The sequence below is a fragment of the Nocardioides sp. HB32 genome, from assembly GCF_054058995.1.
Window position 1 is genome coordinate 1,019,791 of record NZ_JBSSBS010000001.1, and the last position, 24,316, is coordinate 1,044,106.

Genomic DNA, 24,316 nt, shown 5'->3' on the forward strand with positions numbered 1-24,316 from the left:
GAATCCGTCAGCTGATCATCCTTCGGGCCACCGCGCGCTGTCGCGCGGCGATCCGCGCGGCGTACTCCTCGGTGGTGATGGGGGTGAAGTACAGGAGCTTGTCGGGCACGTCGGCGACCTTGACCACCTCGGTGACCGGGCCGTCGTCGGGGCCGAGGTCGCGCTCGATGCGCTGCCAACGCAGCATCAGCGAGCCGGTGCGGTGGCCGAGGCACTCGAGCCAGTTGGCGACACCGGGGTTCTGCTCCGAGATCACGAACCGCATCTTCCCGTCCGGGTCGACGACCGCCTGCGCCTTGGTGAGCGAGGTCTGGTGGGTCTCGTAGTCGGTCGAGATGTACCAGTCCGACCCGATCTGGATGGCTTGGTACGAGCAGTCGGTGCACTCGGGAACCGTGACGATCAGCGCCTCGTCGTCGGCGAGCTCGTAGTGCCCGATCGAGGAGCGCTGCGAGGAGAGCCCGCCGGGGGTCGACTGCGGTGCGGTCGGCCGGTTGACCGGCTCCTTGCGCTCGAAGAACTGCGGGAAGGCGAACCACGTCTGGATGGAGCCCGTGAGCAGCTTCGCGGCGACCTCGTACCTCCGCGCAAGCCGCTCGCGGGTCAGCGGCTTCGCGGCGACGCCGACCGTGTCGGTGCGCTCGATCCAGAGCCGGCCACGGGTCTCGGTGTCCCAGTCGTTGAAGACCTCGCGCACGATCATCGTCTTCGCGCCAGGCTCGGCGACGTAGGTGAACTCGAACGACCCGTCGTCCTCGATGTCGAGCTCGCGGTCGTCGAAGGCGAGCATCGAGGTCGCGGCCGAGTCCGCGGTGTACGCCCCGCCCATGACCTGGAAGGACAGGTCGGCGCTGGTGCCGCGCACCCCGCGGACGACGTACTCGACACCCTCCTCGAGGTAGGCGTTGAAGTAGATCGCGTCCGGGTTGTCCAGTCCCTGGCGGGAGTACTGGTGGGTGGGGTTGATGAACACCGGCCGGTCGAGGTCGTGGTCGAAGGCCATCTGCATGGCCATCCGGATCCGGCCGGCGAGATAGTCGTAGCCCTCGAGCAGGTCCTGCTCGGTGCGGATGAAGGGGGCGCCCTCGATCAGCTTCTCGGCCTCGGCGATGGCGTCCTGGAGCGGCTTCGTCAGGTCGGACATCAGAGCTTGTGGATGATCTGCTCGGCGTACTTCTCGAGGTGCTCGACCTTCTTCTCGAGCGGCTCGGTGTCCGGGCCCTTGATGTACGGCACCCGGAACCCGACGATGCAGTCGGTCACGCCCTTGTCCTCGAGGCGCTTGATGCCGTCGAGGGTGTAGGCGTCGTACGAGATCACGTGCACCTCGAAGTCGTCACGGGTGTCGCCCTCCTCCGCGCGGATCTCCGCCAGGCGGCTCAGCAGCCGGTCGAGCTCCTCGCCGTCGCCGCCGGCGTGCATCCAGCCGTCGCCCTTGACCACCGCGCGGCGCAGCGCCGCGTCCGCGTGCCCGCCCACGAGGAGCGGGATCTTCTCCGTCGCGCCGGGGCACTGCTTCAGCGCGTCGACGTCGTAGAAGTCGCCGTGGTAGTCGAAGAACTCGCCGGTCGTCAGGCCGCGCAGGATGTCCATGCACTCGTCCATCCGCTTGCCGCGCCTGGCCCAGTCGACGCCCATCGCATCGAAGTCCTCGGGCCACGGCGAGATGCCGACGCCCAGCCCGAGTCGGTTGTTCGAGAGGAAGGCCAGGGACGAGGCCTGCTTGGCGACCAGCACCGGCGGGCGGATCGGGAGCTTGAGGACGAACGGCGTCAATCGCAGCGTCGTGGTGTGCGCGAACAGGTGTGCGCACAGCACCATGGTCTCGATGAACTCCTTGCCGTCGAGGAACTCCCGGTCGCCGGTGTCGGTGTAGGGGTACTTCGAGTCGGAGTCCTGCGGGTAGATCACGCTGTCGGCCACCGTCATGCTCGTGTAGCCGGCCGCCTCCGCCGCCTGGGCGAGTGGTGCGTAGTACGTCGCCTGCGTCATCGCCTCGGCGTAGCTGAATCGCATGCGCTCACACTAGAACGTGTTCCAGTTTTGTGCCAGAGTTCGACCGTGGACCTCCAGGAGATCAGCGACCGGATGGAGATCGAGGGTGTGCTCATCCGGTACACCCGCGGCATCGACACGGGGGAGTGGGACCTGCTCGACAGCGTCTTCACCCCGGATGCCGAGATCGACTACACCGAGTCCGGCGGCATCGCCGACACCTACCCCTCCGTGAAGAGCTGGCTGGCCGAGGTGCTGCCGGCGTTCTTCCCGAAGCGGATGCACTCCCTCGCCCAGGTCGCGATCACGTTCCCCGAGGACGGGCGGAGCGGCGACGAGGCGGTTGCCACGGCGTACTTCCACAACCCGATGCCGATGACGGTGTCCGACGGGGAGGGCGGCCAGGGGGGCGAGAGGGTCGTCGAGTTCGGCGGGCTCTACCACCACACGCTCGTGCGGACGCCGGACGGCTGGCGCAGCCGCAAGCTGCACGAGGAGATCGTCTGGAAGCGGGGCCTCTGAGCACGGGGTGGACCGAGCGCGAGATCCCCGACGTGGTGCTGACGCCGCGCTGAGCAACAATGGGTCCATGTCCGAGCAGCTGCCCGAGGGTCCCGAGCACCCGATCGCCGCAGGTCTGGCTGCCCTCATCGGGGTCACGGTCGCCGTCGGGTTGATCCTCGGGCTCGTCGTGCTGGCCGGCACCAAGGTGCTCGGCCTGGACGGTGGGAGCGACAGCGGCAGCTCGAGTGGCGGACGGTCGATGTACCTGCCGAGGCCGCAGAAGACGCCGACCGAGACCGCCCCGCAGATCACGCTCGCTCCGGAGGACGAGTCGTCGTCCACCGCCTCGAGCACCCCGAGCAACAAGCCGACCGCGACGAAGTCCTCGCGCAAGCAGATCTCGCTGTCGTCGTCCACGACGCAGGCGGCACCGATGGAGCAGTTCAACCTGACCGGCGTCTACCCCGGCGGCGAGGGCGCGATCCTCACGGTGCAGCGGTTCCAGGACGGGTCATGGCAGGACTTCCCGGCGACCGGCTCCGTGAGCGGCGAGGCGTTCCAGATCCCCGTGCAGACCAGCCAGCCGGGACCCAACCGGTTCCGCGTCGTCGACTCCGACAGCGGACTCCAGTCCAACGAGATCCGGGTGACGATCGGCTGACGCCCGAGGGGTGCGGCGGAGCTTCGAGATGACCGCCGGCTGGCCGGCGACGATGCCGCCGAGGACCAGCAGCATGCCGAGCGCCTGGGTGGCGCCGAACGCCTCGCCCGCGAGTGCGATGCCGATGATCGTGCCGGAGACCGGGTTGAGCAGGCCGACCAGTGAGACGGCCGCCGCCGGCAGCCTGCGCAGGCCGCGGAACCACACGACGTACGCCAGGATCGTCGCGGCGAGGCCGAGGTAGAGGAACCCGCCCGCGGCGGAGACGTCCAGCGGCGGCGGGGCGCCCTCGACGATCAGCGCGATCGGCAGCAGCACCAGCCCGCCGGCGACCAGCTGCCAGGCGGTGAAGGTGAGCAGGTCGACCGGTGGCGTCCAGCGCTTCACGAGGACGAAGCCGAGCGAGGACATGGCGACGGCGCCGAACGACGCGGCGACGCCGACCGGGTCGACCGTGAAGTCCGCGCGCAGCACCAGCAGCGCGACGCCGACGGCGCCGACCGCGGCACCCGCGAGCGAGGCGACCTGGGGCCGCTCGCGCACCAGGGCCCAGGCGATCAGCATGATCATGATCGGTGCGGTGGCGGTCAGCGTGGCGGCCATGCCGCCGGGCAGGCGGTACGCCGCCACGAAGATCAGCGCGAAGAACGCCCCGATGTTGAGCGTGCCGAGGACCAGCGCGCGCCACCACCAGATGCCGTGCGGGAGCCGGGGCCGGAAGGCCAGCAGGAGGAGTCCGAACGGCAGCGCCCGGACCATCGCGCCGAACAGCGGTCGGTCCGGCGGGAGGAACGTCTCGGTGACGTAGTAGCCCGATCCCCACGCGATCGGGGCGAGGGCGGCAAGGCTCAGCGTGCGCCAACTGGTTTCCACGGAAGACATAATAGTTTCCGAGTGAGATATATTCCAGCCATGGCAGCAGCCGAGGAGCGCGACCTCGATCATGTCGGCCGGATCATGGCCCAGTGGCACCGGGAGCGCCCGGACCTGGACGTCTCCCCGCAGGGCGTGATCGGCCGGCTGCACCGACTGGCCGGGCGGCTGACCGAGGAGCTGGTCGCGGTGTACGGCGAGTACGGCCTCGGCGAGGGCGAGTTCGACGTGCTCGCGACGCTCCGCCGGGCGGGCGCGCCGTACGAGCTGGCGCCCAGCGACCTGGCTCGCTGGACGATGGTGTCCTCGGGGGCGGTCACCAAGCGGGTGGACCGCTGCGTCGAGCAGGGGTGGGTGACCCGCCGGGTCAGCGACCGCGACCACCGGGGCCGGGTGGTCGCGCTGACCGACGACGGACGGGACCTCATCGACCGCGCGTTCGACGCCCACCTGGCCAACGAGCACCGTCTGGTCGGCCTGCTGGACGAGCTGGAGAGGGCCCGGCTGGCCCACCTCCTGGAGAAGTGGGGCCGCGCGCTCGACGCCTGACCGCTGGCTGTGACGGGGCGGCGATCAGTCCGGGATCCAGTCCATGTTGTCCGGGTTCGGCCCACGCCGGCCGTCCTGGCCACGATCGAGCGCGGTGATGGCGGCCATCTCGTCGGCGGTGAGCGAGAAGTCGAAGATCCCGAAGTTCTCGCGCATCCGCTCGACGTGGGTCGTCTTCGGGAACACGATGTCGCCGCGCTGGACGTGCCAGCGCAGCGTCACCTGCGACGGGGTCCGCCCGTGCGCGGCGGCGATCCCGGTGATCACCTCGTCGTCGAGGACGGCGCCCTGGGCGATCGGCGACCACGCCTCGACGGCGATGCCCAGCTTCGCCGAGGCGGCGCGGGCCGCCTCGTTGCCGAAGTACGGGTGCACCTCGATCTGGTTGACGGCCGGGACGACGCCGGTCTCGTCGACGATCCGATCCAGGTGGTCCGGCTGGAAGTTGGAGACGCCGATCGAGGTCGCCCTCCCGTCCTCCACGAACTCCGCGAGCGCGCGCCACGTGGAGACGAAGTCCCCGCCGTACCGGGTCGGCAGCGGCCAGTGGATGAGGAACAGGTCGATCCGGTCGAGTCCCAGCCTGGTGAGCGTCTCGTCGAAGGAGCGACGCGCGTCGTCCGGCTCGTGGAAGCCGTTGTTGAGCTTGCTGGTGACGTAGACGTCCTCCCGCGGCAGGCCCGAGGTCCGGAGGGCCTCGCCCACGCCGGCCTCGTTCCCGTACATCTGCGCGGTGTCGATGTGCCGGTAGCCCACCTCGAGCGCCTGCCCGGTCACCTCGGCGGTCTCCTCGGGCGGGACCTGGAAGACCCCGAAGCCGAGCTGGGGGATGGTCGTCTGGTTGTTCAGGGCGATGGTCGGGACGGTCATACCTGTGCAATCACCATTCGGGGGCCGGATCATTCCCGCATGGAGTTCACCGACTACGACACCCGCCTCGGCGCGTACGCCGTGATCGTCCGCGACGGCCTCGTGCTGCTCGCGCTCTGGAACGAGCCCGAGGTCCCGACCTGGACGCTGCCGGGCGGCGGCGTGGAGCTGCACGAGGCGCTCGAGGACGGTGCGGTCCGTGAGGTCCGCGAGGAGACGGGGTACGACGTCGTGCTCGGCCGGCTGCTCGGCGTCGACACCCGCGTGACGCCGCCGGAGCGCCGGTACGTCCCGGCCGGGGACCGCTTCCAGAAGAACGTGCGGGTCGTCTACGAGGGCACCGTCACCGGCGGGGACCTCGCCGCCGAGGTGGGCGGCACGACCGACGAGGCGCGGTGGTTCCCGCTGGCCGAGGTGCCCGGCCTGGTCCGCGAGCCGCTGGTCGCGAAGTTCGTCGGCTGATCCGGGAACAACCCCGGCGCCGGGCTGCGTTGAGCCGAGTGATAGAAGTTGAGTCGATCGGACTCAACTAGTTTGGAGCCAGGGCCGGCAGAGCGGCACGATGGCTCCGGACCACAGAGCGTTGACCCAATTTCCCCGGAGGTAGCACCATGGCACGAGCGGTCGGCATCGACCTCGGCACGACGAACAGCGTCGTCGCCGTCCTGGAGGGCGGCGAGCCCACCGTCATCGCGAACGCGGAAGGCGCCCGGACGACCCCGTCGGTCGTCGCGTTCGCCAAGTCCGGAGAGGTGTTGGTCGGTGAGGTCGCCAAGCGCCAGGCGGTGACCAACGTCGACCGGACCATCCGCTCGGTCAAGCGCCACATGGGCACCGACTGGAAGCAGCAGATCGACGACAAGACCTTCACCCCGCAGCAGATCAGCGCGTTCGTGCTGCAGAAGCTGAAGCGGGACGCGGAGGCGTACCTCGGCGAGACCGTCACCGACGCGGTGATCACGGTCCCGGCGTACTTCTCCGACGCCCAGCGCCAGGCCACCAAGGAGGCCGGTGAGATCGCCGGGCTGAACGTCCAGCGCATCGTCAACGAGCCGACCGCGGCGGCGCTGGCCTACGGGCTGGACAAGGGTGACGACCAGACCATCCTCGTCTTCGACCTCGGTGGCGGCACCTTCGACGTGTCCCTCCTGGAGATCGGCGAGGGCGTCGTCGAGGTCAAGGCGACCTCGGGCGACAACCACCTCGGCGGTGACGACTGGGACTCGCGGGTCGTCGACTGGATGGTCAAGAAGTTCAAGGACAACAACGGCGTCGACCTGGGTGCCGACAAGATCGCGAAGCAGCGGCTGCAGGAGGCCGCGGAGAAGGCGAAGATCGAGCTGTCGTCGTCCTCCGAGACCACCATCCACCTGCCGTACATCACGCACGGTGAGTCGGGCCCGCTGCACTTCGAGGAGAAGCTGACCCGCAGCGAGTTCCAGAAGCTGACGGCCGACCTGCTCGACCGCACCAAGGCGCCGTTCCAGAACGTCCTCAAGGACGGCGGCGTCGCGGTCTCCGCGATCGACCACGTCGTCCTGGTCGGCGGCTCCACCCGGATGCCCGCAGTCACCGAGCTGGTCAAAGAGCTGCTCGGCGGGAAGGAGCCCAACAAGGGTGTGAACCCGGACGAGGTCGTCGCCGTCGGCGCCGCGCTGCAGGCCGGTGTCCTCAAGGGCGAGGTCAAGGACGTGCTGCTCCTCGACGTCACCCCGCTGAGCCTCGGCATCGAGACCAAGGGCGGTGTGATGACCACCCTGATCGAGCGCAACACCACCATCCCGACGAAGCGGTCGGAGATCTTCACCACCGCGGACGACAACCAGCCGTCGGTCGAGATCAAGGTGGCCCAGGGCGAGCGCCAGATGTGGTCGCAGAACCAGCCGCTCGGCAACTTCGAGCTGACCGGGCTGCCGCCGGCGCCGCGGGGCGTCCCGAAGATCGAGGTCACCTTCGACATCGACGCCAACGGCATCGTCCACGTGACCGCGAAGGACCAGGCCTCCGGCAAGGAGCAGTCGATGACGATCTCCGGCGGCTCCGCGCTGTCGAAGGACGACATCGACCGGATGGTCCGCGAGGCTGAGCAGTACGCCGAGGAGGACGCCAAGCGTCGCGAGGCCGTGGAGGTCCGCAACCAGGCCGACCAGCTCGTCTACACGACCGAGAAGTTCCTCGCCGACAACAGCGAGAAGCTGCCCGAGGACGTGAAGACCGAGGTCCAGGCCGACGTCGACGCGCTCAAGGTGATCCTCGAGAAGGAGGACGCGACCGCCGAGGAGCTCCAGGCCGGCGTGACCAAGCTCGGCGAGTCCAGCCAGAAGATGGGCGCCGCCATGTACGCCGCCGCGGAGGCTGACGCCGCAGCGGCAGGCGGGTCGGACGGCTCCACCGGTGAGTCGGACGAGGACGTCGTCGACGCCGAGATCGTCGACGAGGGCCCCGAGGACGAGGCCAAGTGACCGAGCCGTTCCAGGACGAGCAGCTGATCCCCGAGCCCGAGGAGCAGGAGACCCCTGCTCCTCAGGCCGGGGAGCCGGCCCTCGAGCCCGAGCCCGAGCCGGAGCCGGAGCCCGAGGACGAGCTGGCGCGCACCGCCCGGGCACTGGCGGAGCGGACCGACGACCTCCAGCGGCTCCAGGCGGAGTTCGTCAACTACAAGCGCCGGGTCGAGCGGGACCGCCAGCTGGTCAAGGAGAACGCGACGTACGCCGCGCTCGCCCCGATCGTCGAGGTCCTCGACACCGTCGACCGGGCCCGCGAGCACGGCGACCTCGACCCCGGTTTCCAGGCGGTCGCCGACCAGCTCGAGCGCACCGTCGAGCGGGTCGGGCTCACGAAGTTCGGCGAACCGGGCGACGCGTTCGACCCCACGATCCACGAGGCCCTCAGCCACATCGGCGAGGACCCCGAGGTCGAGGTGACGACCTGCAAGGTGATCGCGAAGGCCGGCTACCGGATCGGCGAACGCGTCGTACGCGCCGCGCAGGTCCTCGTGGTCGATCCGGCCAGCAGCGAGTAACGAAGCAACCGTGACAGAGACAGCCAGGAACGGGGAGGGAGGTGCGCGATGAGCAGCACTGACAACGGCTTCCGGGCCGACTGGGCCCAGAAGGACTTCTACGCCGAGCTCGGTGTGAAGAAGGACGCGACGGCCGACGAGATCAAGAAGGCCTACCGCAAGCTCGCGCGCGCCAACCACCCCGACTCCAACCCCGGCGACACCGCCAAGCACGACAAGTTCAAGTCGGTCGCCGAGGCGTACGACGTCCTCGGTGACCCGGAGAAGCGCACCAAGTACGACGAGATGCGTGAGCTCTACGGCTCCGGTGCGTTCCGTGGCGGCTTCGGCGGCGGCGGCGGCCAGGGCGGCGGTGGCTTCAACCTCGACGACCTGCTGCGCGAGCAGGCCGGTCGTGGCGGCGGCTTCGGCGACATGTTCGGCGACCTCTTCGGCGGCCGGCGCCAGCAGCGCACCGTCCGCCCGCAGAAGGGCGCGGACGTCGAGACCGCGGCGACGATCAGCTTCGAGGACGCCCTCGACGGCGTGACGATCTCGCTGCGGCTGACCTCCGACGCACCCTGCCCGGACTGCAAGGGCACCGGCGGCAAGCCCGGCACCAAGCCGAGGGTCTGCCCGGAGTGCGAGGGCGCCGGGTTCGTCGTGGCGTCGGCCGGCGGCGCGTTCTCGATCAACGAGACCTGCCCGATGTGCGGTGGCCGGCAGCTCGTCTACGACGAGGCCTGCCCCACCTGCCACGGCAGCGGTCGCGGGATGTCCGCCCGGTCGATCCAGGCCCGCATCCCCGCGGGCGTCAAGGACGGCCAGCGGATCCGGCTCCGCGGCAAGGGCGCGGCCGGCGAGAACGGCGGCCCGGCCGGCGACCTGTTCGTCACGGTCAAGGTCTCGCCGCACCGGCTGTTCGGCCGCAAGGGCGACAACCTGACCCTCGACGTACCGGTCTCCTTCGACGAGCTCGCGCTCGGCGCGGAGATCAAGGTGCCGACCCTCGGCGGGGCACCGGTGACGCTCAAGGTCCCGGCCGGCACGCCCAACGGGCGCACCTTCCGGGTCCGCGGCAAGGGCGCGACCAGGTCCGACGGCACGAAGGGCGACCTGCTCGCCACCGTCGACGTCCAGGTGCCCGCCGTGCTCGACGCGGCCGCCCGCGAGGCCATCGAGGCCTACCGGTCCGCGACCGCCGACAAGCCGCTGCGCTCGAGGCTGTTCGAGGAGGCCTGACGCCGTGCCGAGCAACCCGTTCGAGCCGCCGGGCCCCGACGCCGCGGTCTTCGTGATCAGCGTCGCCGCGGAGCTCAGCGGGCTGCACCCGCAGACGCTGCGCACCTACGAGCGGATGGGCCTGATCACCCCGGGCCGCACCGGGGGTGGCGGTCGCCGCTACTCCCCGCGTGACATCGACCTGCTGCGCCAGATCTCCGAGCTGACCTCCGCGGGTATCGGCATCGAGGGGGTCCGCCGGATCCTCGACCTGCAGAACCGGGTCCTCGCGCTGGCGGCGCGCAACGAGGAGCTCGTCGCCGAGCTCGACGCGACCCGCGAGGCGCTGCGCCAGGCGCTCGCGACGCGGCGTACCGACGGGCCCGCGAACAAGCTGCCGGTGCTGCACACCCCCGTCCCCGGTCAGTCCGTGGTGGTCTGGCGCCGCAACCGCTGAGTCGTTCGGGCGCGGGACAGAGGCGTGGGACGGAGACCCGGGGCCGCGACGAGCTCAGACCGCCGGCAGCTCGATCGTGAACACCGCGCCGCCGGCGGGTCCGGGGGCGTACGTCGCGGTGCCGCCCTGGGCCTCGGCGAGCGTGCGGACGACGTGCAGGCCGAGGCCGGCGCCGGTGACCGTGCTGGTGTCGGCACGCTCGAACTCCTGGAACAGCCGGTCCCGGAAGTGCTCCGGTACGCCGTCGCCGTGGTCGGCCACGTCGATCGCGACGCACGGTCCGGCGGGCCGGACCCGGACGTCGACGGGCGGGCGGCCGTACTTGCGCGCGTTGGACAGCAGGTTGCTGAGCATCTGCTCCAACCGGAGCGGGTCGGCGTGCACCAGCCGCTCGTCGGTGACCTCGACCCCGGCGTCGTACCGCCCGGCGAGCACTGCGACGACGACGTCGGCGGGCCGCACGTCGCGGAGCTGGGGCGTCAGCGTGCCGTGCCGGACCTGGGCCGTGGTGAGCAGCTCGGTGGTGACCCCTCCGCGCCGGTCCATCGCCGCGCCCAGGTACGCGACGACCGATGCCAGCGGCGCGCCCTTCTGGAGGTAGCCGTCGGCGCCACCGGCGATCGCCTTCTCGCCCATCTGGGCCGAGCCGAAGCCCGACATCACGACGATGGTGGCGTCGGGCAGCGCCGCCCGGATGTGCGGCAGCGCCTCGAGCCCGTCCATCACCGGCATCGACAGGTCCAGCACCACCAGGTCGGGCAGCTCCGTCCGGGCCACCTCGATGCCGGCGGCGCCGTCGCCCGCCTCGCCCACGACCTCGTAGCCGGCGCGCCGCAGCGCGATCCGCATCAGCAGGCGCAGGTCCTCGGTGTCGTCGACCAGCACTACGCGCGGCGCCGTCATGCCGCGGGGCGTCGGTGGAGGGCGAGGGTCGGCGCCAGCAGTGGCCCGAGCCCGGCCAGGCCGGCCATCACCAGGGCGGCGTGCACCCCGTGGGCCAGCATGGGCCGAGACTAGGGCTCGGCGGACTCCGGGGGCGGCAGGACACGAAAATTCTCAGAGTTGAGTGGAACAGACTCAACTTTGGATCCGTTGAAGCAGGTGTCGGGCACCGGTGGTGTCCGAGCCGACCATCGCGCAGGAGAATGACACCCATGAGCCAGTTCGGGGCCGAGAAGTTCACGACCCGCAGCCGGGAGGCCATCGAGGCCGCCCAGCTCGCCGCCACGACCGCCGGCAACACGCACACCGAGCCGATCCACCTGCTGGTCGCCCTGCTGCGCCAGGAGGACGGTACGGCGCGGAACCTGGTCGCCAAGGCCGGGGTGGACGCCGCCGACCTGACCGCCCGGGCCGAGGCCACGCTCGGCTCGCTGCCGACCGCGAGCGGCGCCACCGTCCAGCAGCCCGCCGCGTCGGCCGCGCTCACGCGGGTGCTCGCCGGCGCGCTGGACCTCGCCGCGGGGATGAAGGACGACTACGTCGCGACCGAGCACCTGATGATCGCGATCGCCGGCACCGAGAGCTCGGCCCAGAAGCTGCTCGCCGATGTCGGCATCACCGAGGCCGGGCTGCGCGAGGGGCTGACCGCCGTGCGCGGCAACCGCCGGGTGACCAGCGAGGACGCGGAGTCGACGTACGAGGCACTCGAGAAGTACTCCGTCGACCTCACCCAGGCCGCCGAGGAGGGCCGGCTCGACCCGGTCATCGGCCGCGACGCCGAGATCCGCCGGGTCGTGCAGGTGCTGTCCCGGCGCACCAAGAACAACCCGGTCCTGATCGGCGAGCCCGGCGTCGGCAAGACCGCCGTGGTCGAGGGCCTGGCCCAGCGGGTGATCGCGGGCGACGTGCCCGACTCCCTCAAGGGCCGCCGGGTGCTGAGCCTGGACCTGGCCGCGATGGTGGCCGGCGCGAAGTACCGCGGCGAGTTCGAGGAGCGGCTCAAGGCCGTCCTCGAGGAGATCAAGGACGCCGGCGGCCAGATCATCACCTTCATCGACGAGCTGCACACGGTGGTCGGCGCGGGCGCCGGCGGCGACTCCGCCATGGACGCCGGCAACATGCTCAAGCCGATGCTGGCCCGCGGCGAGCTGCACATGATCGGGGCGACCACGCTCGACGAGTACCGCGAGCGGATCGAGAAGGACCCGGCCCTGGAGCGCCGGTTCCAGCAGGTCTTCGTCGGCGAGCCCAGCGTCGAGGACACCATCCAGATCCTGCGCGGCATCCAGGAGAAGTACGAGGCCCACCACGGCGTCCGGATCACCGACGCCGCACTCGTCGCCGCCGCGACCCTGTCCGACCGCTACATCACCGGCCGCCAGCTGCCCGACAAGGCGATCGACCTGATCGATGAGTCGGCCTCGCGGCTGCGCATGGAGATCGAGTCCTCGCCCGAGGAGATCGACCAGCTCCGCCGGCAGGTCGAGCGCCTCAAGATGGAGGAGTTCGCACTCCAGAAGGAGCACGACGACGCCTCCCGGGAGCGGCTCGACGTCCTGCAGCAGGACCTCGCCGACCGCGAGGAGGAGCTGCGCGCGCTCGAGGCCCGCTGGGAGCGGGAGAAGTCCTCGCTCGAGGGCGAGGGCGAGCTGCGCCGCCGCCTCGACACCGTGCGCGTGCAGGCCGACAAGCTGATGCGCGAGGGCAGGCTCGACGAGGCCAGCGAGATCCTCTACGGCAAGATCCCCGAGCTCGAGAAGGCGCTCGAGCACGCCGCCCAGACCGCGACGTCCACCGTCGACCCCCTGGTCGGCGAGGAGGTCGGTGCCGAGCAGATCGCGGAGGTCGTGGAGGCCTGGACCGGCATCCCGACCGGCCGGATGCTCCAGGGCGAGACCGCCAAGCTGCTGACGATGGAGGACGTGATCGGCGAGCGCCTGATCGGTCAGCGCACCGCGGTCACCGCCGTCAGCGACGCCGTGCGCCGCTCCCGCGCGGGCATCAGCGACCCGAACCGGCCCACCGGCTCGTTCCTGTTCCTCGGCCCGACCGGCACCGGCAAGACCGAGCTCGCCAAGGCGCTCGCGGACTTCCTGTTCGACGACGAGCGCGCGATCGTGCGCATCGACATGAGCGAGTACTCCGAGAAGCACTCCGTCGCGCGGCTGGTCGGCGCGCCCCCGGGCTACGTCGGGTACGACGAGGGCGGCCAGCTCACCGAGGCGGTCCGCCGGCGCCCGTACAGCGTGGTGCTGCTCGACGAGGTCGAGAAGGCCCACCCCGAGGTCTTCGACATCCTGCTCCAGGTGCTCGACGACGGGCGGCTCACCGACGGCCAGGGCCGCACGGTCGACTTCCGGAACACGCTGCTGATCCTGACCAGCAACCTCGGCTCGGCGTACCTCGTCGACCCCACGCTGGACCCGGAGAAGAAGCGCGAGTCGGTGATGGCGACCGTCCGCGCGGCGTTCAAGCCGGAGTTCCTCAACCGGCTCGACGAGGTGGTCCTGTTCGACGCGCTCACCCAGGACGAGCTCACCCACATCGTGGACCTGCAGCTCGGCCTGCTCGAGAAGCGGCTCGCCGTCCGCCGGATCACGATCAGCGTGACCGACGACGCCCGGCGCTGGCTGGCCGACACCGGCTACGACCCGGCGTACGGCGCCCGCCCGCTGCGGAGGCTGATCCAGAGCGCGATCGGCGACCCGCTCGCGAAGATGCTGATCTCCGGCGAGGTGGCCGACGGCTCCGGCGTCACCGTGGACCGCGCGCCCGACGGGGACGGGCTGCTGCTGCTGGCGGACTGACCACGACCCGTCGGCGAGTGCGTCCCACGGGCGCGCCCGTGATGCAATGGGACCCGTGAGCGAGCCGACCCCGAAAAGCCGCCCGCGCCAGGTCACCCTGGTCGCGTGGCTGACGATGGTCGGCTCCGCCTTCGTCGTGCTGCTGGTCTTCGACCGGCTCGCCGGCCTGCACACGCTCGACACCCGGCAGTCGGTCGAGAAGTTCCTCGCCGAGCCGCCGGGCAGCGACCTCGGGGTCGGCGTCGACGGGGTGCTGTCGGCGATCCGGACCCTCGCGATGGTGGCGGCGGGGTGCGCGACCGCGGCGGCGATCCTCGGCTACCAGGTGCTCCGGCGCAGCCGCAGCGCCCGGCTCGGCCTCACGGTGCTCGCGGTCCCGCTGTTCTTCACGGGCATGGTGACCGGCGGCTTCGTGTCGTCGCTGGTGGCGGCCTCGGCGGTGATGCTGTGGCTGCAGCCGGCCCGGGACTGGTTCGACGGGGTGACCCGTCAGGCGACCGCCGTACCGGCCGCGGCCTCCGTGCCGGCAACGGCGCAGCCTCGGGCGGGCGTCCCGGTGCCTACGGCGCCGGCGCAGCCGCGGCCGGCCGGCGTGACCGTCGCGTGCACGCTGACCTGGATCGCCACCGGGTTCACGGCGCTCGGGATGGTCGCCACCGGTGTGCTGCTCGCGCTGGAGCCGGACACGCTGCTCGACGAGGTGCACCGGCAGAACCCGGAGCTCGCAACCCAGGGCGTGTCCGACGACCTGCTCGTCGGCGTCACCTTCGCGATGATCGCGGGGATCGTGCTGTGGTGCGCCTCGGCCGCGGTCCTGGCGGTCCTGGTGCTCCGGCGCACCGAGTGGGCGCGCGTCGTGCTCATCGTCTCGACGGCCGCCGCGGCCGCGCTGTCCCTGATCGGTACGGCGATCGGCGCGTTCCTCCTCGCGCTGACGCTGGTCGCCAGCGTGGTGACCCTCGCCCTCCTGCTGCGCCCGGAGGCCCGGGCGTGGTTCAGCCGGCCGCCAGGTCCGCGGCCGCCAGCCGGCTGAGCCCCTCCTCGATCACCGAGCGCTCCTTGCAGAACGCCCAGCGCACCAGATGTCGGCCGGCGCCGGAGTCGTAGAACCCGCGGGTCGGGATCGCGACGACGCCTGCCCGCTCGGGTAGCGCGAGGCAGAACGCCGTGCCGTCGTCCCAGCCGAGGTGCGAGATGTCGGTGGTGGCGAAGTAGGTGCCCTCGGGCACCCGCACGTCGAGGCCGACGTCGGCGAGCCCCGCGCAGAGCAGGTCCCGCTTGGCCTGCAGGTCGGCCGCGAGCGCGGCCGGGAAGTCGGGCTCCTCGTCGAGAGCGAACGCCACGGCCGGCTGGAGCGGCGAGCCGGAGGTGAACGTCAGCCACTGCTTGGCGGCAAGCACGGCACTCACCAGCTCGGCCGGCCCGGTCGCCCAGCCGACCTTCCAGCCGGTGAAGGAGTAGGACTTGCCCGCGCTCGACAGGGTCAGCGTCCGCTCGAACATCCCGGGCAGGGTCGCGATCGGCACGTGCTCGCCGTCGTCGAAGACCAGGTGCTCGTAGACCTCGTCGGTGATCACGACCAGCTCGTGCTCGCGCGCGACGTCGGCGACGGCCTGCAGCTCCTCGCGCGTCAGCACGGTGCCGGTCGGGTTGTGCGGGGTGTTCAGCAGCACGAACCGGGTCCGCGGGGTGACCGCCGCGCGCAGCTCGTCCACGTCGAGCCGGAAGTGTGGCGCCCGCAGCGTGACGGGGCGCCGTACGCCGCCCGCCATCTGGATCATCGCGGTGTAGGAGTCGTAGTACGGCTCGAGCACGACCACCTCGTCGCCCTCGTTCACGAGGCCGAGGAGCGCGGCCGCGATCGCCTCGGTGCACCCGGTGGTGACGACGACCTGGCTGTCCGGGTCGAGCTCGATCCCGTAGTGGCGCAGCTGGTGGCGGGCGATCGCCTGGCGGAGCGCGGGCACGCCGGCGCCCGGTGCGTACTGGTTGAGCCCGCTCTCCAGCGCGTGCACCGCGCGGGCGATCACCTCGGGCGGGCCGTCGGCGTCCGGGAACCCCTGGCCCAGGTTGACCGACTGGGTCCGGACGGCCAGCGCGGACATCGCCGAGAAGATCGTCGGCGGGATGCCGTCGAGACGGTGGGCGAGCATGCGGCCGACAGTAGCGCCGATATTGTCGGGCCCGTGGACGAGACGCTGGCAGCCGACATCGACGCGATCAGCCGACTGACCGGGGAGTTCACGCTCCGCTCGGGACAGCAGGCGACGGAGTACTTCGACAAGTACCTCTTCGAGGCCGACCCCCACCTGCTGCTGCGGGTCGCGCGGGAGATGGTCCGGCTGCTGCCGCCGGACACCGACCTGCTCGGTGGGCTCGAGCTCGGCGGGATCCCGATCGCGACCATGGTGAGCAGCCTGACCGGACGCCCGGCGCTCTTCGTGCGCAAGAAGGCCAAGGAGTACGGCACCTGCAAGCTCGCCGAGGGCCCGGACGTCGCCGGCCGGCGGGTGACGCTGATCGAGGACGTCATCACCACGGGCGGCGCCGTGCGCGACGCCACCGACGCGCTGCGGGCGGCCGGCGCCACGGTCGAGGTCGTGGTGTGCGCCATCGACCGCAGCCCGGTCGGTGAGAACCCGCTGGCCGACGCCGGGCTCGAGGTGCGCGCGGTGCTGACCAAGGCGCAGCTCGACGCGGCGCAGGGGGCCTAGTCAGACCTCGGTGGTCTCGGCCGCGGTCGGCTCGCCGGAGGTCTTCGGGTCGGCCCGACGCCGCGAGCGGTGCCGCCTGCGCTGCCACAGCTCCCAGGCGATCGGGACGACCGTGAAGGCGAGGATGACCAGGATCGCCTTGTCGATGTTCTCGCCGAGGCTCGGGAACGCGTGGCCCAGCGTGAATCCGGCGAACAGGATGCTGCCGACCCACAGCACCGCACCGACCGCGCTCCACAGGAAGAACCGGCGGCGGTCCATCCGGGTCACGCCCGCCACGACGGTGATGAAGGTGCGGACGAACGGCACGAACCGGCCGATCACCAGCGCCTTGTTGCCGTGCCGGTCGAAGAACGCGGCCGTCTGGTCGAAGTACTTCTTCTTCAGCAGCCGGCCGTTGCGCTCGTAGAGCGGTGGCCCGATCGCCCGGCCGATCTCGTAGCCGACCACGTTGCCCAGGAAGGCCGCGGCCGTCAGCAGCACGAACGCGATCAGGACCTCGACGACCGGCGGCGTGCCGAACACGTCGATCCGGCCGGAGTTGAGGAACAACCCCAGGGCGAACAGCAGCGTGTCGCCCGGCAGGAACGGGAAGAACAGCCCGCACTCGATGAACAGGATGACCAGGCTGATCCAGTAGAAGGCCCCGCCGAACTGGTCGAGCAGCCAGTTGGGGTCCATCCAGTCCATGCCCAACAGCAACGGTGCCGGGACGAGGGCGGGGATCACGTCACAACGGTACCCGTCGGACGTGAACGCGACATGAAGCATCCCCTACCGTGTCCGGCGTGGAGGAGCGCGCGCCGTACGACCCGATGCCGCACGGTCCGCCCGAGGTCGGCGTCGGTCCGTGGGAGGGGCCGTGGCCGGAGGGGGAGCAGTACGACGCGCGGCTGCTCGCGGAGGGCGACCGGCGCAACGTCGTGGACCGCTACCGGTACTGGACGGTCGAGGCGATCGTGGCCGACCTGGACACGCGGCGGCACGACTTCCACGTCGCGATCGAGAACTGGCAGCACGACTTCAACATCGGGACGATCGTGCGGACCGCGAACGCGTTCCTCGCCGCGGAGGTGCACATCGTGGGCAACCGCCGGTGGAACCGCCGCGGCGCCATGGTGACCGACCGGTACCAGCACGTCCGCCACCACCCCGACGTGCCGGCGCTCGCGGCGTACCTGCACGACCGGGAGGTGACGCTGCTCGGCATCGACAACCTGCCGGGGTCGCTGCACCTCGAGACGACGACGGTGCCGCGCCGGGTCTGCTTCCTCTTCGGCCAGGAGGGTCCCGGGCTGTCCGAGGGCGCGCGGACGGCGTGCGACGGGACCTTCTCGATCGCGCAGTTCGGCTCCACGCGGTCGATCAACGCGTCCTCTGCCGCCGCCATCGCGATGCACGCCTGGGTGCGCGAGCACGCCGACCTCTCCGACGGCGCGGCCTGGAGGGGCGGCTCGTGACCGGGTGGACACTCAGTCCCGAGCCGCCAGCGTCTCCCTGAGCGCCGCCAGCCCACGGGACGAGTGGCTCTTCACCGTGCCCTGGCTGATCCGCAGCTCGTGCGCGGTCTCCTCGACCGAGAGGCCGAGCCAGTGCCGCAGCACCACGACCTTCCGCTGCATCGTCGGCAGGGCCTGGAGCGCGTCGAACAGCGCGGACCGCTCCTCTGCCGGCAGCTCCTCCCGGGCCGGCCGCTCGACCTCGGGCAGGCCGGCCCGCTCCCGCCGCCAGGACCGCCGGTGCTCGTCGATGTCGGCGCGCACGATAATGGTGCGGACGTACGCCTCCTCCCGGCCCTCGCGGTCCAGCCGCGGCCAGGCGACGTACAGCTTGACCAGCGCGGTCTGCACCAGGTCGTCGGCGCGGTGCCAGTCGCCGCAGATCGCGTAGGCGATCCGGCGCAGGTGGGTGCGCCGGGCCCGGACGAACTCCGTGAACGCCGCGTCCCGGGCCGAGCGGTTCACCGGAGGCCCTCGCCCGAGGCGTACTGCGCCCGGGCGTATGTCAGGAGCTCCTCGAACGTGGCGCCCACGACATCCCGCGGCGGCGTCGTGATCACGTCCAGCTCGCCGTCGACGACGCGCCAGACCACGAAGTAGGACCTCTCGTCGCCGTCGACGGTGACGACCGCGGCGCCGGTGCGCGTCCCCGGCGAAGCGAAGCTCTCGCCCAGACGGGGCTCGTCGGTGCGCTGCACGATCCGCGCGCCGGCGGCTGCGACCACCTCATCCCGGTCGTCGAGCCGGACGGTCTCGGGCCACCCGTCGTCACCGGGCACGGCCGCACCCACCTGGTCGGCGACCCAGGCGGCGAAGCTCGCCCAGCCGTTGCTCGGCACGGTCGCGCTGTAGCCGAAGCCGCGGCCGGTGTGGTCCGCGAGGACCCAGCTGCGCTGGCCGCGCCAGGTGAGATCGAGGGCGTCTGACCCCTTCGGTGGCTGGTAGTCGTACGGGTTCTCGATGCGCTGGTGCACGACCACCCCGGGCCGGAGCTGCAGCTTCCCGTCGACGTAGCGGAACGGGACGTCGTCCTCCCAGCCCGCGTCGGAGGGCGACGGCGTCGGGGAGGCCGAGCCCGTCGGGTCGTTCGCGATGTGCGTGCCGGCGTCGTCGCGCGCCCCGGAGCCGGCGACGGCGTACGACGCGCCGAGCGCCACGATCGCGGCGCACGCGGCCGTCGCCACGAGACCCCGGCGTCGCCGCAGCGCCCGCCGGCCCGCCGCCAGCTGGTCCTCGACGGGCGGGTGCGCCGGCCCGTCGCCGAAGGAGTGCTCGATCTCGTCGCGGATGTCGGTGTCCATGTCAGGAGGACGGAGCAGGCGGCCGATCCGTTGTCAGGAGCCGCGCGACTTCCTCGATCGCGGCGTCCGCGTCCGCCGTCCGACCCGTGAGCACCGCGCCTCGACGCTAGTAGGGTCGGAGCATGCCCATCGTGACTCCCGAGAAGTACGCCGAGATGCTCGACACGGCCAAGGAGAACCGCTTCGCGTTCCCCGCCATCAACGTGTCGTCCTCCCAGACCCTCAATGCGGCGCTCGCGGGCTTCGCCGAGGCCGGCTCCGACGGCATCATCCAGGTCTCCACCGGTGGCGCGGACTACCTCTCCGGGCCGACGGTGAAGAACATGGTCGCCGGCTCGGTCGCGTTCGCGGCGTACGCCGCCGAGGTCGCGAAGAACTACCCGGTGAACATCGCGCTGCACACCGACCACTGCCCCCAGGACAAGCTCGACGGCTTCGTCCGGCCGCTGCTGGCGATCTCCGAGGAGCGGGTCGCGCGTGGCGAGGCGCCGCTCTTCCAGTCGCACATGTGGGACGGCTCCGCCGTACCCCTGGAGGAGAACCTGCACATCGCCGAGGAGCTCCTGGACCGCTGCATCAAGGCCAAGGTGATCCTCGAGATCGAGGTCGGCGTGGTCGGCGGCGAGGAGGACGGCGTCGCGCACGAGATCAACGAGAAGCTCTACTCGACCCCCGCCGACGCCATCGCCACCGCCCGGGCGCTCGGGTACGGCGACCGTGGCTACTACATGACCGCGCTGACCTTCGGCAACGTGCACGGCGTCTACAAGCCGGGCAACGTCAAGCTGCGTCCCGAGGTCCTCCAGGAGGCCCAGGAGGCGGTCGTCACCGAGTTCGGCCTCGAGCCCGGCTCGAAGCCGTTCCACCTGGTCTTCCACGGCGGCTCCGGCTCGTCCGCCGAGGAGATCGGCGCGGCCGTCGACTACGGCGTCGTGAAGATGAACGTCGACACCGACACCCAGTACGCCTTCACGCGCCCCGTCGCCGGGCACATGTTCCAGCACTACGACGGCGTCCTCAAGGTCGACGGCGAGGTCGGCGACAAGAAGTCCTACGACCCCCGTGCCTGGGGCAAGGCCGCCGAGGCCGGCATGGCCGCCCGCGTCGTCGAGGCGTGCGAGAACCTCCGCTCCGCGGGGAAGTCGCTGGGCTGAGGTCCAGCTGGTCAGTCGGCCGAGGACGTCGCAGCAGACCCGGCGGCGGGTACGCCGGTGTAGCCGGAGTGGCGGGGCTTCTCGAAGAACAGCACCGCGAGGAAGCCGAGCACGAACGCCGCGACCGGGAGCAGCACCGCGGTGGCCATCGCGTCGCTGAAGGCCTGGGCGACGGCCGGGGGCAGCGGAGCGCCGGAGCCCGAGCCCTCGGCCCCGCTGAACGACGGCAGGCCCTCGGCCGCGAGCCGCGAGTCGATCAGCACCGCGATCGCCGCGGAGCCGAGGACCGCGCCCACCTGGCGGGTGGCGTTGTAGACGCCCGAGCCGGCGCCGGCCAGCTGGACCGGCAGGTTGCGGGTCGCGGTCGCGCTGTTCGGCGCCCAGACGAACGCATTGCCGACACCGAACACGAGCATCGGGGGCACCGTCCACCAGATCGAGGTGTCCGGCGTCATCGCGAACGTCAGGCACAACAGGCCGACGAACAGGCAGCCGAAGCCGAACGCGGTGAGCAGCCGCGGGTGCAGCCGGTCGGTCAGGCCGCCCACGAACTTCGCGAGCAGGAGCGTCATCAGCGCCATCGGCACCAGCAGCAGCGCGGACCGGGTCGGGCTCAGGCCACGGACGACCTGCGCCCAGATCATGATCGGGATCGACAGCGAGGTGATCGAGAAGCCCATCACCGAGATCGCGACGTTCGCCAGCGAGAAGTTGCGGTCCCGGAACAGCCCGAGCGGCACCAGCGGCTCGTTGCGGTTGCGGGACTGCCAGAGCACGAAGAGGCCGAGCACCACGAGGCCGGCGATGATCGTCGCCCAGATCGTGGCGTTCCAGCTGTACTGGTGGCCCTCCTGGATGCCGAAGACGAGGAGGAACATCCCGGCGCCGCTGAGCGCGACGCCGAGCCAGTCGAACTGGTGGCTGTGGGTCGGGAGCTTCGGCACGAGCCGCAGCGCGAGCACGAAGCCGACCAAGCCGACCGGGACGTTGATGAAGAAGATCCACTCCCAGCCGAAGCCGTCGACGAGCACGCCGCCGAGGATCGGGCCGACCAGGGTGGCGACACCCGCGGTGGCGCCCCACAGCGCCATGGCCGCGCCGCGCCGCTCGGGCGGGAAGATGCGCGTGATGATCGCCATCGTCTGCGGCGTGATCATCGAGGCGCCCAGGCCCTGCACGACGCGCGCGGCGATCAGCATCTCGATCGAGCCGGTCAGGCCGCACCACAGCGACGCCAGCGTGAAGACTGTGAGGCCGAGCATGTAGAGGTTCTTGGGACCGAACCGGTCGCCGAGCCGGCCGGTGATCAGCACCGGTACGGCGTAGGCCAGCAGGTAGGCGCTGGTCACCCAGACGACGTCGTTCACGCTGGCGTGCAGGTCCTCGATGATCGCCGGTGTCGCCACCGAGACGATCGTGGTGTCGACGAGGATCATGAAGAAGCCGATGCACAGCGCGAACAGCGCCGGCCACGGCTCCTTCCCGCCGGTCGGGTCGGTGGTGGTGGGGGGAGCTGACTGGGTCACGGGTCCACCTAACACCCGACCGTGGACAATTGCTCCCATGAGCTCGTTCAGCGGATCGGACCTGATGGCGGGACCCCCGCCCACGCACCTCCCCGAGGACCCGGCCGCGGCCGACCTGGTCCCGGGCGCCGACGCGATGGACGTCGTACGCCGGCACCCCGAGTCGCCGCTCGCCTGGGCCACGCTGGCGACCCTCGCCGCGGAGGCCGAGGACGACCCGGTGACGATCTACGCGTACGCGCGCGTCGGCTACCACCGCAGCCTGGACCTGCTGCGCCGCAACGGCTGGAAGGGCCACGGGCCGGTGCCGTGGGAGCACGAGCCGAACCGCGGCTTCCTCACCTGCCTCGCGCTGCTCGCCCTCGCGGCCCGCGCGATCGGCGAGGACGCCGAGTGGGAGCGCTGCGCGGAGTTCCTGCGCGACTCCAGCCCGACCGGCTACGCGGAGCTGCTCAGCGAGGAGTGAGCAGGTCCCGCACCTTCTCGGCGCCGAGGGCGAGGAACAGCGTGGGCAGCCGCGGCCCGCGGTCGGCATCGACGAGCAGGCGATAGAGCAGCCGGAAGAAGTCCTTCTGGTCCTGCTTCACCTCGTCGGTCGGCGCGTCGTCGAGGCCGAGCCCGCGCGCCAGCTTGGGCACGCCGTAGATCAGCGCCGTGACCGAGTCCAGCTCGAGCTGGTCCGGCAGCCGGTCGAGCAGCTGGCGCAGCCAGATCTCCTCGTCCTCGCTGAGCGCGGCGAGCCGCTCGGTGTCGGGGGACGACCGGACGGTCGTCCGGTCCTCGCTCGGCACGTAGTCCGACACCCACGTCATCGCCTTGGTCAGCCGCGGCTCGAGGTCCTGGACCGACGCGTGCTCGTGGCCGACGTCGCCGACGATCCGGCTGATCAGCTCGGCGCTGCCCGCCGTGACGTCGGCGACCGACGAGAGCAACCGGAACGGCGCGACCACGGCGGGGGTCGGCAGGGTCCCCGCGCTCGAGGTCGCCGAGGCCCGCTCGAACGCGAGCACCTGGGCATCGCGCCGCGAGGGATCGGCGGCCTTCCTGCCGAGCGCGTCCCATTCGTCGTACAGGCGCACGACCTCGGCGCCGAAGTCGATGTTGAACGCCTGCTTGGGCTGCCGGCGGACGTAGAGCCACCGCAGGATCGGCGCCTCGAGGATCGTGAGCGCGTCGGCGGCCGTCGGCACGCCACCGGCCGAGGAGGACATCTTCTGCACCCCGGCGAAGCCGACGAAGGCGTAGGCGACGTACGACGGAGCCCGGAAGTCGAAGACGCGCTTCACGATCTCCTTGCCGACGGTGTACGACGAGCCCGGGGTGGAGTGGTCGAGCCCGCCCGGCTCGAAGTCGACGCCCTCGTAGGCCCACCGCATCGGCCAGTCGACCTTCCACACCAGCTTGCCCTCGTGCTGGGTCGCCACGTTGGTGACGCCGGTGAAGCCGCACGAGGTGCAGGTGTAGGAGAGGTCGGTCGTCTCGTCGTCGTACGCCGTGACCACCACGGTGTCGCGTCCGCACTGGCGGCAGTAGGGCTTGTACGGGAACCGGGCCAGGGTGCCCGCGCCGCTCGGCTGGTCGTCCTCGTCGTCGGCGACGGAGTCGGCCAGCGCCTCGGCCTCCTGCTCGTTCTCCGGTGCCGGCTCCGCCTTCTTGGTGCGGTGCCGGGCCAGCACCTCCTCGATGACGTCGCGGTGCCGGATCGCGTGGAGGACCTGCTCGGTGTAGGCACCGGCGCGGTACTGCTCGGTCTGCGAGACCTCCTCCATCTCCACGCCCAGCTCCGCGAGCGCCGCGCGCAGCGGTGCCTTGAAGTGCTCTGCCCAGGAGTCGTGGCACTCCCACGGGTCGGGGACGGCCGAGAGCGGTCGGCCGATGTGCTCGCTCCAGGAGGGGTCGACGCCCGCCGGGACCTTGCGGAAGCGGTCGAAGTCGTCCCAGCTGTGCAGGTGGCGTACGGCGATCCCGCGGCGGCGGATCTCCTCGGCGACGAAGTGGGGGGTGATGAACTCGCGCAGGTTGCCGAGGTGGATCGGCCCGCTCGGGCTCGCCCCCGACGCGCAGGTGATGACGTGCCCGGCGAGACCCTCGCCGTACTGCTGCTGGGCGTGGCGGATCGTGTCGTCGGCCGCCCGGGTCACCCAGTCGGTGGGGTCGCCCTGGTTGCCTCGTGCCATCGCGGTCGCAGCTCCTGCTGTGGGGGTTCGGGGACAGCGGCACGCTACCGAACCAGGAGAAGGGC

The 24,316-nt window shown here is 71.3% G+C and carries 24 protein-coding genes; 13 read left to right on the top strand and 11 right to left on the bottom strand.

Features of this window, described 5'->3' with window-relative positions; translation table 11 throughout:
• Nucleotides 1-7: 7 nt before the first annotated feature.
• Nucleotides 8-1,144, bottom strand: a complete 1,137-nt coding sequence (locus tag ACVW2K_RS05165) for a hypothetical protein (RefSeq protein ID WP_457201780.1) — start codon at nucleotides 1,142-1,144, stop codon at nucleotides 8-10.
• Nucleotides 1,144-2,016, bottom strand: coding sequence for a TIGR03619 family F420-dependent LLM class oxidoreductase (locus ACVW2K_RS05170; RefSeq protein WP_457201781.1), 873 nt, complete (start codon nucleotides 2,014-2,016; stop codon nucleotides 1,144-1,146). Before ACVW2K_RS05170 ends, ACVW2K_RS05165 begins: the two co-directional genes overlap by 1 nt.
• A gap of 45 nt (nucleotides 2,017-2,061) precedes the next feature.
• On the opposite strand from ACVW2K_RS05170, the gene ACVW2K_RS05175 reads away from it, so the two are divergent.
• Nucleotides 2,062-2,517 carry a nuclear transport factor 2 family protein gene (locus ACVW2K_RS05175; RefSeq protein WP_457201782.1) on the top strand — a complete coding sequence of 152 codons (456 nt, stop codon included), beginning with the start codon at nucleotides 2,062-2,064 and terminating at the stop codon, nucleotides 2,515-2,517.
• A gap of 493 nt (nucleotides 2,518-3,010) precedes the next feature.
• On the opposite strand, the gene ACVW2K_RS05180 is transcribed toward ACVW2K_RS05175, so the two are convergent.
• Nucleotides 3,011-4,033 (bottom strand): EamA family transporter, encoded by a 1,023-nt coding sequence (locus ACVW2K_RS05180; protein WP_457201783.1) that lies wholly within the window; start codon nucleotides 4,031-4,033, stop codon nucleotides 3,011-3,013.
• Nucleotides 4,034-4,072: 39 nt separating this feature from the next.
• On the opposite strand from ACVW2K_RS05180, the gene ACVW2K_RS05185 reads away from it, so the two are divergent.
• Nucleotides 4,073-4,582: a MarR family winged helix-turn-helix transcriptional regulator gene (locus ACVW2K_RS05185; protein ID WP_457201784.1), complete on the top strand. Its 510-nt coding sequence runs from the start codon at nucleotides 4,073-4,075 to the stop codon at nucleotides 4,580-4,582.
• Nucleotides 4,583-4,606: 24 nt separating this feature from the next.
• On the opposite strand, the gene ACVW2K_RS05190 is transcribed toward ACVW2K_RS05185, so the two are convergent.
• On the bottom strand, nucleotides 4,607-5,452 hold the full coding sequence (locus ACVW2K_RS05190; RefSeq protein ID WP_457201785.1) for an aldo/keto reductase: 846 nt from the start codon (nucleotides 5,450-5,452) through the stop codon (nucleotides 4,607-4,609).
• A 39-nt stretch (nucleotides 5,453-5,491) separates the two neighbouring features.
• Here ACVW2K_RS05190 and ACVW2K_RS05195 point away from each other — a divergent pair, with 39 nt between their 5' ends.
• The 5 genes from ACVW2K_RS05195 to ACVW2K_RS05215 all read left to right on the top strand — a co-directional run bounded on the left by ACVW2K_RS05195 (nucleotide 5,492) and on the right by ACVW2K_RS05215 (nucleotide 10,131).
• Nucleotides 5,492-5,914, top strand: a complete 423-nt coding sequence (locus ACVW2K_RS05195; RefSeq protein WP_028636672.1) for an NUDIX hydrolase — start codon at nucleotides 5,492-5,494, stop codon at nucleotides 5,912-5,914.
• A 149-nt stretch (nucleotides 5,915-6,063) separates the two neighbouring features.
• Nucleotides 6,064-7,914: a molecular chaperone DnaK gene (dnaK, locus tag ACVW2K_RS05200; protein WP_457201786.1), complete on the top strand. Its 1,851-nt coding sequence runs from the start codon at nucleotides 6,064-6,066 to the stop codon at nucleotides 7,912-7,914.
• A complete protein-coding gene (grpE, locus tag ACVW2K_RS05205) occupies nucleotides 7,911-8,474 on the top strand; it encodes a nucleotide exchange factor GrpE (protein WP_457201787.1) in 564 nt (187 codons plus the stop codon). Before dnaK ends, grpE begins: the two co-directional genes overlap by 4 nt.
• 48 nt (nucleotides 8,475-8,522) lie before the next feature.
• Complete coding sequence (gene dnaJ / locus ACVW2K_RS05210; RefSeq protein ID WP_457201788.1) at nucleotides 8,523-9,695, top strand: molecular chaperone DnaJ; 1,173 nt, start codon at nucleotides 8,523-8,525, stop codon at nucleotides 9,693-9,695.
• A gap of 4 nt (nucleotides 9,696-9,699) precedes the next feature.
• A complete protein-coding gene (locus tag ACVW2K_RS05215; RefSeq protein ID WP_028636669.1) occupies nucleotides 9,700-10,131 on the top strand; it encodes a heat shock protein transcriptional repressor HspR in 432 nt (143 codons plus the stop codon).
• Between the two features lie 54 nt (nucleotides 10,132-10,185).
• Here ACVW2K_RS05215 and ACVW2K_RS05220 read toward each other — a convergent pair whose 3' ends face one another.
• The gene (locus ACVW2K_RS05220; protein ID WP_457201789.1) at nucleotides 10,186-11,034 is read right to left on the bottom strand and encodes a response regulator; all 849 of its coding nucleotides are present in this window, start codon (nucleotides 11,032-11,034) and stop codon (nucleotides 10,186-10,188) included.
• Nucleotides 11,035-11,285: 251 nt separating this feature from the next.
• Between ACVW2K_RS05220 and clpB the strand changes: the two genes are divergently transcribed.
• Nucleotides 11,286-13,880, top strand: coding sequence for an ATP-dependent chaperone ClpB (clpB, locus tag ACVW2K_RS05225; RefSeq protein ID WP_457201790.1), 2,595 nt, complete (start codon nucleotides 11,286-11,288; stop codon nucleotides 13,878-13,880).
• Between the two features lie 55 nt (nucleotides 13,881-13,935).
• Nucleotides 13,936-14,913: a hypothetical protein gene (locus ACVW2K_RS05230; protein ID WP_457201791.1), complete on the top strand. Its 978-nt coding sequence runs from the start codon at nucleotides 13,936-13,938 to the stop codon at nucleotides 14,911-14,913.
• Here ACVW2K_RS05230 and ACVW2K_RS05235 read toward each other — a convergent pair.
• Complete coding sequence (locus ACVW2K_RS05235; RefSeq protein WP_457201792.1) at nucleotides 14,876-16,033, bottom strand: pyridoxal phosphate-dependent aminotransferase; 1,158 nt, start codon at nucleotides 16,031-16,033, stop codon at nucleotides 14,876-14,878. The genes ACVW2K_RS05230 and ACVW2K_RS05235 overlap by 38 nt on opposite strands.
• Before the next feature lie 33 nt (nucleotides 16,034-16,066).
• On the opposite strand from ACVW2K_RS05235, the gene pyrE reads away from it, so the two are divergent.
• Nucleotides 16,067-16,594 carry an orotate phosphoribosyltransferase gene (pyrE, locus tag ACVW2K_RS05240; protein ID WP_457201793.1) on the top strand — a complete coding sequence of 176 codons (528 nt, stop codon included), beginning with the start codon at nucleotides 16,067-16,069 and terminating at the stop codon, nucleotides 16,592-16,594.
• Here the strand turns inward: pyrE and ACVW2K_RS05245 are convergent, their stop codons facing one another.
• The gene (locus tag ACVW2K_RS05245) at nucleotides 16,595-17,323 is read right to left on the bottom strand and encodes a DedA family protein (RefSeq protein ID WP_231496151.1); all 729 of its coding nucleotides are present in this window, start codon (nucleotides 17,321-17,323) and stop codon (nucleotides 16,595-16,597) included. It abuts the gene before it with no gap.
• An 86-nt stretch (nucleotides 17,324-17,409) separates the two neighbouring features.
• On the opposite strand from ACVW2K_RS05245, the gene ACVW2K_RS05250 reads away from it, so the two are divergent.
• Nucleotides 17,410-18,054 carry a TrmH family RNA methyltransferase gene (locus ACVW2K_RS05250; RefSeq protein WP_457204047.1) on the top strand — a complete coding sequence of 215 codons (645 nt, stop codon included), beginning with the start codon at nucleotides 17,410-17,412 and terminating at the stop codon, nucleotides 18,052-18,054.
• A 12-nt stretch (nucleotides 18,055-18,066) separates the two neighbouring features.
• On the opposite strand, the gene ACVW2K_RS05255 is transcribed toward ACVW2K_RS05250, so the two are convergent.
• Nucleotides 18,067-18,558: a SigE family RNA polymerase sigma factor gene (locus tag ACVW2K_RS05255; protein ID WP_028636662.1), complete on the bottom strand. Its 492-nt coding sequence runs from the start codon at nucleotides 18,556-18,558 to the stop codon at nucleotides 18,067-18,069.
• Complete coding sequence (locus ACVW2K_RS05260) at nucleotides 18,555-19,394, bottom strand: hypothetical protein (protein WP_457201794.1); 840 nt, start codon at nucleotides 19,392-19,394, stop codon at nucleotides 18,555-18,557. The genes ACVW2K_RS05255 and ACVW2K_RS05260 overlap by 4 nt, the downstream gene beginning before the upstream one ends.
• A gap of 122 nt (nucleotides 19,395-19,516) precedes the next feature.
• Here ACVW2K_RS05260 and fbaA point away from each other — a divergent pair, with 122 nt between their 5' ends.
• On the top strand, nucleotides 19,517-20,548 hold the full coding sequence (gene fbaA / locus ACVW2K_RS05265; protein ID WP_028636660.1) for a class II fructose-bisphosphate aldolase: 1,032 nt from the start codon (nucleotides 19,517-19,519) through the stop codon (nucleotides 20,546-20,548).
• 11 nt (nucleotides 20,549-20,559) lie between these two features.
• Here the strand turns inward: fbaA and ACVW2K_RS05270 are convergent, their stop codons facing one another.
• A complete protein-coding gene (locus ACVW2K_RS05270) occupies nucleotides 20,560-22,074 on the bottom strand; it encodes a DHA2 family efflux MFS transporter permease subunit (protein WP_051548869.1) in 1,515 nt (504 codons plus the stop codon).
• Nucleotides 22,075-22,111: 37 nt separating this feature from the next.
• Between ACVW2K_RS05270 and ACVW2K_RS05275 the strand changes: the two genes are divergently transcribed.
• Nucleotides 22,112-22,540, top strand: coding sequence for a DUF3151 domain-containing protein (locus ACVW2K_RS05275; protein ID WP_028636659.1), 429 nt, complete (start codon nucleotides 22,112-22,114; stop codon nucleotides 22,538-22,540).
• Here the strand turns inward: ACVW2K_RS05275 and lysS are convergent.
• Nucleotides 22,527-24,251, bottom strand: a complete 1,725-nt coding sequence (gene lysS, locus ACVW2K_RS05280) for a lysine--tRNA ligase (protein ID WP_457201795.1) — start codon at nucleotides 24,249-24,251, stop codon at nucleotides 22,527-22,529. The two genes, ACVW2K_RS05275 and lysS, sit on opposite strands and share 14 nt — an antisense overlap.
• Between the last annotated feature and the right edge of the window lie 65 nt (nucleotides 24,252-24,316).

What these genes read in the sequence shown, in the direction of transcription:
- ACVW2K_RS05250 (WP_457204047.1), top strand. Translation starts at nt 17,410, where the DNA reads ATGCCGCACGGTCCGCCCGAGGTCGGCGTCGGTCCGTGGGAGGGGCCG.
- lysS (WP_457201795.1), bottom strand. Translation starts at nt 24,251, where the DNA reads ATGGCACGAGGCAACCAGGGCGACCCCACCGACTGGGTGACCCGGGCG.
- dnaK (WP_457201786.1), top strand. Translation starts at nt 6,064, where the DNA reads ATGGCACGAGCGGTCGGCATCGACCTCGGCACGACGAACAGCGTCGTC.
- ACVW2K_RS05195 (WP_028636672.1), top strand. Translation starts at nt 5,492, where the DNA reads ATGGAGTTCACCGACTACGACACCCGCCTCGGCGCGTACGCCGTGATC.
- ACVW2K_RS05235 (WP_457201792.1), bottom strand. Translation starts at nt 16,033, where the DNA reads ATGCTCGCCCACCGTCTCGACGGCATCCCGCCGACGATCTTCTCGGCG.
- ACVW2K_RS05220 (WP_457201789.1), bottom strand. Translation starts at nt 11,034, where the DNA reads ATGACGGCGCCGCGCGTAGTGCTGGTCGACGACACCGAGGACCTGCGC.
- ACVW2K_RS05190 (WP_457201785.1), bottom strand. Translation starts at nt 5,452, where the DNA reads ATGACCGTCCCGACCATCGCCCTGAACAACCAGACGACCATCCCCCAG.
- dnaJ (WP_457201788.1), top strand. Translation starts at nt 8,523, where the DNA reads ATGAGCAGCACTGACAACGGCTTCCGGGCCGACTGGGCCCAGAAGGAC.
- ACVW2K_RS05275 (WP_028636659.1), top strand. Translation starts at nt 22,112, where the DNA reads ATGAGCTCGTTCAGCGGATCGGACCTGATGGCGGGACCCCCGCCCACG.
- fbaA (WP_028636660.1), top strand. Translation starts at nt 19,517, where the DNA reads ATGCCCATCGTGACTCCCGAGAAGTACGCCGAGATGCTCGACACGGCC.
- ACVW2K_RS05170 (WP_457201781.1), bottom strand. Translation starts at nt 2,016, where the DNA reads ATGCGATTCAGCTACGCCGAGGCGATGACGCAGGCGACGTACTACGCA.
- ACVW2K_RS05165 (WP_457201780.1), bottom strand. Translation starts at nt 1,144, where the DNA reads ATGTCCGACCTGACGAAGCCGCTCCAGGACGCCATCGCCGAGGCCGAG.
- ACVW2K_RS05185 (WP_457201784.1), top strand. Translation starts at nt 4,073, where the DNA reads ATGGCAGCAGCCGAGGAGCGCGACCTCGATCATGTCGGCCGGATCATG.
- clpB (WP_457201790.1), top strand. Translation starts at nt 11,286, where the DNA reads ATGAGCCAGTTCGGGGCCGAGAAGTTCACGACCCGCAGCCGGGAGGCC.
- ACVW2K_RS05260 (WP_457201794.1), bottom strand. Translation starts at nt 19,394, where the DNA reads ATGGACACCGACATCCGCGACGAGATCGAGCACTCCTTCGGCGACGGG.